Annotated in this window: 7 protein-coding genes; 5 read left to right on the top strand and 2 right to left on the bottom strand. The window is 67.8% G+C overall.

The annotated features are described in order from the left end of the window. The 5 genes from D7W79_RS10080 to D7W79_RS10060 form a co-directional block, all read left to right on the top strand. Nucleotides 1-464 (top strand): EamA family transporter (locus D7W79_RS10080; RefSeq protein WP_147441872.1); only part of this gene is annotated, 464 nt, incomplete at its 5' end. Beyond that, nucleotides 461-1,264 (top strand): hypothetical protein, encoded by an 804-nt coding sequence (locus D7W79_RS10075; RefSeq protein WP_244221691.1) that lies wholly within the window; start codon nucleotides 461-463, stop codon nucleotides 1,262-1,264. The genes D7W79_RS10080 and D7W79_RS10075, both read left to right, overlap by 4 nt. Further along, complete coding sequence (locus D7W79_RS10070; RefSeq protein WP_120525138.1) at nucleotides 1,261-2,172, top strand: DUF3396 domain-containing protein; 912 nt, start codon at nucleotides 1,261-1,263, stop codon at nucleotides 2,170-2,172. The genes D7W79_RS10075 and D7W79_RS10070 overlap by 4 nt, the downstream gene beginning before the upstream one ends. Nucleotides 2,173-2,464: 292 nt before the next feature. Beyond that, nucleotides 2,465-3,064 (top strand): hypothetical protein, encoded by a 600-nt coding sequence (locus D7W79_RS10065; RefSeq protein ID WP_244221690.1) that lies wholly within the window; start codon nucleotides 2,465-2,467, stop codon nucleotides 3,062-3,064. Then, a complete protein-coding gene (locus D7W79_RS10060; RefSeq protein WP_120525137.1) occupies nucleotides 3,061-3,984 on the top strand; it encodes a type VI immunity family protein in 924 nt (307 codons plus the stop codon). Before D7W79_RS10065 ends, D7W79_RS10060 begins: the two co-directional genes overlap by 4 nt. Here D7W79_RS10060 and D7W79_RS10055 read toward each other — a convergent pair. Next, the gene (locus tag D7W79_RS10055) at nucleotides 3,981-5,906 is read right to left on the bottom strand and encodes a sulfatase-like hydrolase/transferase (protein ID WP_120525136.1); all 1,926 of its coding nucleotides are present in this window, start codon (nucleotides 5,904-5,906) and stop codon (nucleotides 3,981-3,983) included. The genes D7W79_RS10060 and D7W79_RS10055 overlap by 4 nt on opposite strands. Before the next feature lie 108 nt (nucleotides 5,907-6,014). Further along, entirely contained in the window at nucleotides 6,015-7,988 is a 1,974-nt protein-coding gene (locus D7W79_RS10050; RefSeq protein WP_120525135.1) for a hybrid sensor histidine kinase/response regulator, read from the bottom strand. Between the last annotated feature and the right edge of the window lie 48 nt (nucleotides 7,989-8,036).

Raw genomic sequence — 8,036 nt, 5'->3', positions numbered from 1 at the left:
GGGTGGCGCTGCTGAACCTGGGTGGGGACATGGGCGGCGGGGGCATGGCGTCGCTGGCGCTGCTGGTGGCGCCAGCGACGTGGGCCTTCGGTTCGGTGTGGAGCCGGCGCTTGCCGATGCCCGCGGGGCTGATGACGCCGGCGACGCAGATGTTGAGCGCGGGCGTGATGATGCTGGCGGTGAGCTTCGTGTTGGGGGAGCGGATGGCGGACGTGGTGCCTCCGCGCGCGGTGGCGGCGTTCGTGTACCTGGTGGTGTTCGGTTCGCTGGTGGGGTTCAGCGCGTATGGCTATCTGCTCCGGCACGCGAGGCCGGCGCTCGCGACGAGCTATGCATACGTGAACCCGGCGGTGGCGGTGCTGCTGGGCGTGGTGTTCGCGGGAGAGACGCTGGGTCCGCTGACCCTGGGAGCGATGAGCGCCATCCTGGTCGCGGTGATGCTGCTGGCCCGCGGCAAGCGGTGAGCCGGTTCGCGGCTCTGGTGGCCTGTGCCCTGCTGACGGCGTGTGCCGGAGGGGCACGGCATTCGAAGCACGGGGAGCTGGGGTTCGTTGATACGGAGACCGCGGGCAAGGCACGGCACGCGGCCTACGTGGCGGAACAGGCCTCCGCGTCCGCCACGCGGGCCGCCGCGTCTCCTCTGCTCCGGGCCATTCCAGCGGCCGTGCTTGCGCTGATGCAGCAGGACCACGACGCGGATGAGCTCGAGAAGCAGCTCGCCGCGTGTGCCGTGCAGGCCGAGCAGTGGGGGAACGCGCGCTATTTCCAGGACCGGCCTCCGACGCGGCAGGAGTGCGCCGAGGTGGTGGAAAAGGACCGCTGCGGCAAGCCCGTGACCCGGGCCATGCAGCTGGGCAAGCAGAAGCATGTGCTCGCCCTCGCGTGTGCCGAACAGGTGCTGAAGGAGCTATGGCCCGCGCCCTTCAGCATCGAGCAGCGCTACCGCTACTACCCGAACGCCCGAATGGTGGAGACAGTCAGCCGGCAGGAGGAAGCGCGGCTCATCGCCGAGGGCTGCACCGATGAACTTCGAGGAACCATCAAGCCGGACATCGTGCTTCACGCGGACCGCAACCTGCTGAAGGCCGCGCTCCTCCTGGACTTCAAGTTCCCCTGTCCAGGCACCAACCTGCCACAGTGGACCCGCTATGGGAGGAACAGCCCATACCCCAACCAGACCCAACAAGACATTTATGAGCAAGCTTTGGGAGGACGGGCACTTCTCGTCTCGCCACAGAGAGGCGTGAGGGCATCGGAGCCATGAAACAAGCTTTTCCCCTCATTCGACTTCGCGACCGAGGCGGCTGGCTCGCGGGACGCGATGGCATTGTCGTGTCCTTCTTCATCCATCGTGACCATACAGAGATTGCTCCAGCGATCTGGCGCGCAGTGCAGGCCTACCACCACGCCATCCCCTCCGGCTCACTGAATTGGTACACATCTGATGACGGCGACATGGTGCCGCTCGACAACGCAGGATGGGAGCACAACCACAAGGAAGTGATTGACTGCCTTGAAGGCGGCGGAAGGACTGTTGAACTGAGAGAAAGCCCGAGCGAAACCGGCGGCTACCACGTCGAATATTACGGGCGGCTGCTCAACAGCCTCTTCCATGATGCTCCAGTCACCACGTTGGCGTTTACGTTCCCCACGGAGTACCTCGTGGAGCATGGTGTGGCCCGCCTTCGTTGCCTGGTGCTTGAACTGGCCCGTGAGCTGCCCTTCAACTTCGGCTACGCCAGCTTCGCCCTTGTTTCGACCCAGGGCTCCTGGGCTGCAGGCGACTGGGACATCACTGAAGCGCTCCTCGCTCGCTACCCCGGCCTGGATGCGCCTCATGCCTTGAGGTTCAGTTCCATCCTCGGAACCCGAGCCCTGGGGCCGTACTGGCTCACCTTCCTGGGCCAGCCCCTGCTCGGACAGATGGGCGGCATCGACGCGCTCCGGAGCGCGCTCCCCTTCCCGGAGGTCTCCCTGCTCCCCATGGAGGGCGACCGCTTGGTCGTCACGCTCGACGACTGGCCAGACCCCATCGATACACAGACGAAGGCCATCCCGCCCCAGTACCGCGCGCTGGCCCGGCTGATGGAGCCCTTCCTCTTCCAGTACGAAGGGGACGAACTCCCCCTCTACAAGAGCGACACGAACCGGTGGATCCGCCGGTTCCTCTAGCCCTGCGGCCACGGCGACAGCTTCTCCGCCTCATACCGCTCCAGCAGCGCATGCGTCGCTCGCGCCGGATAAAATCCGGCGGGTGCGTCCCTTGAAGAGTCTCTGGGCAGCCTGTGCCCTGCTGACGGCGTGTGCCGGAGGGGCACGGCATTCGCGACACGGGGAGCTGGGATTCGTCGATTCAGAGACCGCGGGCAAGGCACGGCACGCGGCCTACGTGGCGGAGCAAGCGTCCGCGCGTGTGGCGGCCCGGGCCATGCTGTCTCCCTTGGTCCGGGCCATTCCTCCGGCCGTGCTCGCGCTGATGCAGCAGGACCACGACGCGGATGAGCTCGCGGACCGCCTCGTGCAATGCGCGCGGCAGGCTGAGCGCCTGGGGAATGCGCGTTTCTTCCTCGACCGTCCGCCCACCCGACAAGAATGCGGCGAAGTGGTGGAAAAAGACGCCTGCGGCAAGCCCGTGACCCGGGCCATGCGGCTGGGCAAGCAGAAGCATGTGCTCGCCCTCCAGTGCGTGGACCAAGTGCTGAAGGAGCTGTGGCCCGCGCCCTTCAGCATCGAGCAGCGCTACCGCTACTACCCGCACGCTCGGATGGTGGAGGCGGTTAGCAAGAAGGAGGAGGCACGGCTCATCGCCGAAGGATGCACCGAAGAGCTCCGGGGCACCCTCAAGCCCGACGTCGTCCTCCACGCGGACCGCAATCTACTGAAGGGCTCGATCATCCTGGACTTCAAGTTCCCTTGTCCCGTCGAAAATACTCCGCGTTGGACGGTCTATGGGGGCAACAGCATCTACGTGGGTTCAAGCCAGCAACACGTCTACCAAGAAGCATTGGGAGGAGAGGCCTTGCTCATCTCTCCTCGTATCGGCATCACGGAGAATCCGAAATGAACTGGTGGGATGCTCCCGTCATCCGGCTCTGGTCGATTGGTGATCTCCCCGTCGCCCGTGATGGCATCGGCCTCAGCTTCTTCATCCGCCGCGACCACAAGGACATCGCGGCCGCCGTCTGGCGTGCCCTCCAAACCTATATTCGTGCCATTCCTCCTGGCTCGCTGGGCTGGTACGGCACGGATGACGGCGACATCCTGGAACTCGATGAGAAGGGCTGGAAGGTCGCCCGCCAGCAAATGCTGGAGCGCCCCTGGGGCTACAGCGGCAACGCGGACCTGTCGGAGAGCCCGGGCGGAGGCGAGATCTCCAGCGGATATATTTTCGAGTACCAAGGCCAGCCACTCAATACGCCGTTTGGCAAGGCTCCCGTCAGCGCGGTGTCATTCACTTTTCCCACCGACTACCTCCAGGGGAAAGGCGCAGCCTACCTGCGCACACTGGCACTGGAGCTCGCTCGCGAGCTGCCCTTCAACTTCGGATACGCCAGCTTCGCCATCATCTCGTCCCACGGCATGTCGAGCGCGGCAAGGTGGCCCATCGTCGAAGCACTCCTCGCTCGATATCCAGGCCTGGATCTCCACCGGGGTACCGGCTTCAGTTCCAGCTTGGGAACCCGCGCCCTCAGCCCTGCCTGGCTCACGTTCCTGGGCCAGCCCCTGCTGGGACAACTGGGCGGCCTCGACGCGCTCCGGAACGCGCTTCCCTTCCCGGAGGTCTCCGTGCTCCCCATGGACGGCGATCGCGTGCTCGTCACCCTGGACGACGGGCCAGACCCCATCGATACACAGACGAAGCCCATCCCGCCCCAGTACCGCGCGCTGGCCCGCCTGATGGAGCCCTTCCTCTTCCAATACGAAGGGGAGGAACTCCTCCCCTTCCAGCAGGACACGAACCGGTGGATCCGCCGGTTCCTCTAGCCCTGCGGCCACGGCGACAACTTCTCCACCTCGTACCGCTCCAGCAGCGCATGCGTCGCTCGCGCCGCCTCCTCCACCTCCACGCGCGACAGCCCTCGCGGCAGTGACGGAATCAGCGTCGGGAACGGCTGGTCGAAGACGAGCAGGTTCTCCAGCTCCAGCGGGTCCGTCTCCAGGTCGTACAGCTCCCACTGGTCCGCGTGCTCCCCGGAGGGGTCGAACGTCCTCGCCAGCTTCCAGCGGGGCGTGCGCACGCAGCGGACGTGGTTGGGCTGGCACACCGCTCCGGGCCTCAACCCGGGCACCTTGCCCTGCTCCCGCAGCCGCTCCACCGCTCGCGTGTAGACGGTGAACAGCGCGTCGTCGTGCAGCTGGTGCGGGTCTCCCGTGCGCGGCAGGGGCTCCGTGATTTCGTCGTCCGTCACGAAGAGCACGCCCTCGCGCGGCGTGCCGTTGGGCTCCAGCACCGTGGTCGCCTCGCCCCTCGCCAGCGGGCTCAGGTCCGCGCCCACGAAGGGGGGCACCGGACGGTGGAGCCGCAGGTCCGTGCGGATCGCCGCCTGCTCCTCCCTGGAGATTCCCGCCAGCCCCAGCACCGTGGGCACGATGTCCACGTGGCTCGTCAGCGCGTCGATGTGCCGCGTCGCCTGCGCCTGCGGGAACTGCACCACCAGCGGCACGTGCAGCGCCTCCTGGTAGGCCGTGTGCCACTTCTCCATCAGGTAGCCGTGCGCCGCGCCGTACTCGCCGTGGTCGGAGAGGAACACCACCACCGTGTTGTCCCGCAGCCCCGTCTCGTCCAGCGTCCGCAGCACCCGTGCGATGTGCCCGTCCACCAGGTGGATGAGCCACGCGTAGTACTGCTGGAAGCGCTCCGCCGCCTTCTCCGGGTCGTGCGTCAGCTGGAACGGGATGCCCGCGTTCAACGTCACCGTCACCGGGTCGATGTTCTCGTTCGCCTGGTGCAGCGTCAGCCCCGTCTTCGACGACAGCGCGAGCCCCATCTTGTACGCGTAGTCCCGCTGGCAGTCCGGCTTGTTCGCCAGCGTGTCGCGCAGGTTCGTCGGCACGCTCGCGTTGTCCTGCGGGAACCCCAGCGGGTTCAGCGGCACCGTGAACGTCCCCGCCGTGGGCGTCACCGACCGCGCCCCCTCCGCCGGAACCGCCAGTGGCCCCACCTTGGGCCCGTTCGGATCCAACTGCCGGGGCAGGATGGGATACGTCGCGATGTCGTGCGGATTGGTGAACGACGCCACCGCCAGCCACGGCGGGGCCCCACCGTCCGGCGCCGCGGCCCGGGGCGCCGCGTACGACTGCTCCGCCAGTGCCCGGTTGTACGGCTCACCCAGCGCCATCCGCCGCAGGAAGCCGCACGCCAGGTCCGCGAAACCCTCGTCGCGGAACGCGCCCAGGTTGTTGATGGAGGCCCCGTGCGGCTCCGGATACGACAGCTCCCAGTCGTCAAAGCCATACTGCTTCAACGAGTGGTCCGGCGGATTGCTCACGTGCCACTTGCCGAAGTAGTGCGTGTGGTAGCCCGCCTTCTGGAACCAGTGCCCCAGCGTCGGAATCCCTTGCGCCGACAGCCACGGGAAGGCCGCCGCATCGCCGCTCTTGAACAGGCCGTCCGTCTGCGTGACACCCGTGCGCGTGCCGTACTGCCCCGTGTAGATGACCGCGCGACTGGGAGTGCACGCCGACGCCGCGATGGTGTGGTTGCGGAACACCGCCGCGTTCTTCCGCAGCGCCGCGAAGCCGGGGAAGAACTTCCGGAACGGGTTGTCCTCCCCGCCCTCGTCCACGAAGCCCAGGATGTCCTTGATGCCGGGCAGGAAGCCCCCCTCCGGCCCATAGGCGAAACGGGGGAACTGCAGCTGATCAACCGTGAGGATGAGGATGTTGGGCCGCGAGGACGAGGACATGCCCCGTCCCTGAGCACGGACCGTACCAAGGCCCCCTCCAGAGACACCGGCCCCACGAATCGCGTCCCAGGGGGACGCGGGCCGCGTCCCCCACCAACGCGGAGGAGGTCAGCTCGGGGTGCGCGAGATTTCCGTCGGCGCCGCCGCCTGGGTCTCGGTGCGCCGCGGCAGCCAGACGTTGAAGGTGGAGCCCTGGCCCACGGTGCCGGTGGACTCCGCCCAGATACGGCCGCCGTGCTGCTCCACGATGCCCTGGCTGATGGTGAGCCCCAGCCCCAGCCCGCCGTACTTGCTGCCGTGCGCGCGACCGAAGCGCTCGAAGATGATGCGCTGCTTCTCCGTGGGGATGCCCACGCCCTGGTCCTTCACGGACAGGTGCACGCCGCTGTCGCCCTCGGCCACCAGGCGCACCAGCACCTGGCCACCCTCCGGCGAGTAGCGGATGGCGTTGGACAAGAGGTTCGTCAGCACCTGGTCCAACCGCCCCCGGTCCCACGTGCCCTCCAGGTGCTCGGGGACCTCCACCTTCAGCTCGTGCGTCTGCGACAGCACCGCCATGCGGTCCCGCGTCTCCAGCACCAGCTGCGACAAGTCAAAGGGCTCCAGCTCCAGGGAGAGGCGGCCCGCCTGCAGGCGGCTGATGTCCAGCAGGTCCTCCACCAGCTTCGCCATGCGGTCGATCTGCCGGTTGATGATCTGCAGCGACTTGCCGGGGCCGGCCTCCGTCTGCCCGCCCAGCTTGAGCAGCGCCAGGTGCGCGTGGCCCTTCGCCGCGGCCAGCGGCGTGCGCAGCTCGTGGCTCGCGGCGGCGAGGAACGCGTCCTTCGCCTCGCTCGCCAGCCGCAGCGCCGTCTCCGCGCGCTGGCGCTCGGTGATGTCGCGCGCCACGGAGATGAAGCGGCCGGAGCCCTCCCCTTCCGCCACGTACTGGAGCACCACCTCCACCGGCACCTCCGTGCCGTCGCGGCGGCGGTGGTTGGTGGAGTACGTCTGCGACGGCAGCGTGCCGGACATCAGCGGCGCCAGCAGCTTGCGGAAGCCCGTCTCGTCGAAGGCGCTCTCCACCTCCAGCACCGACAGGCCCACCAGCTCCTCCACCGTGGAGGACAGCTGCTTGGCCGCGCCCGCGTTCGCGTACGCGAGCGTGAGCGTGTCCGGGGTGAACATCAGGACGCAGTCCAGCGTGGCGTCCAGCGTCGTCTTGAAGCGCGCCAGCGCCTCCTCGGCGCGCCGCTTGTCGTCGATGTCCGTGGCGATGGCCAGCCAGCCCACCAGCTGCCCGTGCTCGTCGTGCTCCGGCACCGCGCGCGCCAGGTGCCAGCGGTAGACGCCGTCCCTGCGCCGCAGCCGGAACTCCTCCGTGCTGTTGTGTATCTGCACCAGCGCGTCGGTCCACACCGTGCGCATCCGCTCGCGGTCCGCCGGGTGCACGTCCTGGAGGAAGGAGGAGAGCGACAGCTCATACCCTTCCTGGTGGCCGGTGTAGTCACGCCAGGCCCGGTTGGCGTACGTCAGCGATCCATCCGGGCGGGCCGCCCACATGGGCTCCGGCAGGGCCTCCGTGAGCCGGCGGTAGCGCAGGGCGCTCTGGCGCTCCAGGGCCTCGCGGTCTCGCTGGCGCAGCAGGTTCGCCTGACGCTGGAGCTGCTGCTCCTTGAGGAACAGGTCCACGAAGACGCTGACCTTCGAGCGGAGGATTTCCGGGTCGAAGGGCTTGAGCAGGTAGTCCACCGCGCCGTGCGCATAGCCCTTGAAGACATGCGCCGCGTCACGGCTGAGCGCGGTGAGGAAGATGATGGGGATGGTGCGCGTGCGCTCGCGCTGCTTGATGAGCGCCGCCGTCTGGAACCCATCCAGGCCCGGCATCTGCACGTCCATCAGGATGACCGCGAAGTCGCGCTGCAAGAGCTGCTTGAGCGCCTCCTCGCCGCTGGTCGCCTTCACCAGGTCCTGGCCCAACGGCTCGAGGATGGCTTCCAGCGCCAACAGGTTGGCCGGATGGTCGTCCACCATCAGGATGGCCGCACGCGGTGAGGCGGCGGCTTCCTGGGGACGTTCCGGAGTGTGCTCAGTGGAGTTCATGTGCGCGATGGGGGAGCGCGTGGGTCAGGTGACCCGAGACACGGCGGA

The organism is Corallococcus exercitus, from assembly GCF_003611585.1.
GTDB classification, from domain to species: domain Bacteria; phylum Myxococcota; class Myxococcia; order Myxococcales; family Myxococcaceae; genus Corallococcus; species Corallococcus exercitus.
Note: the sequence above shows the minus strand (reverse complement) of the source record. Positions and strands in the feature narration are given on the sequence as shown.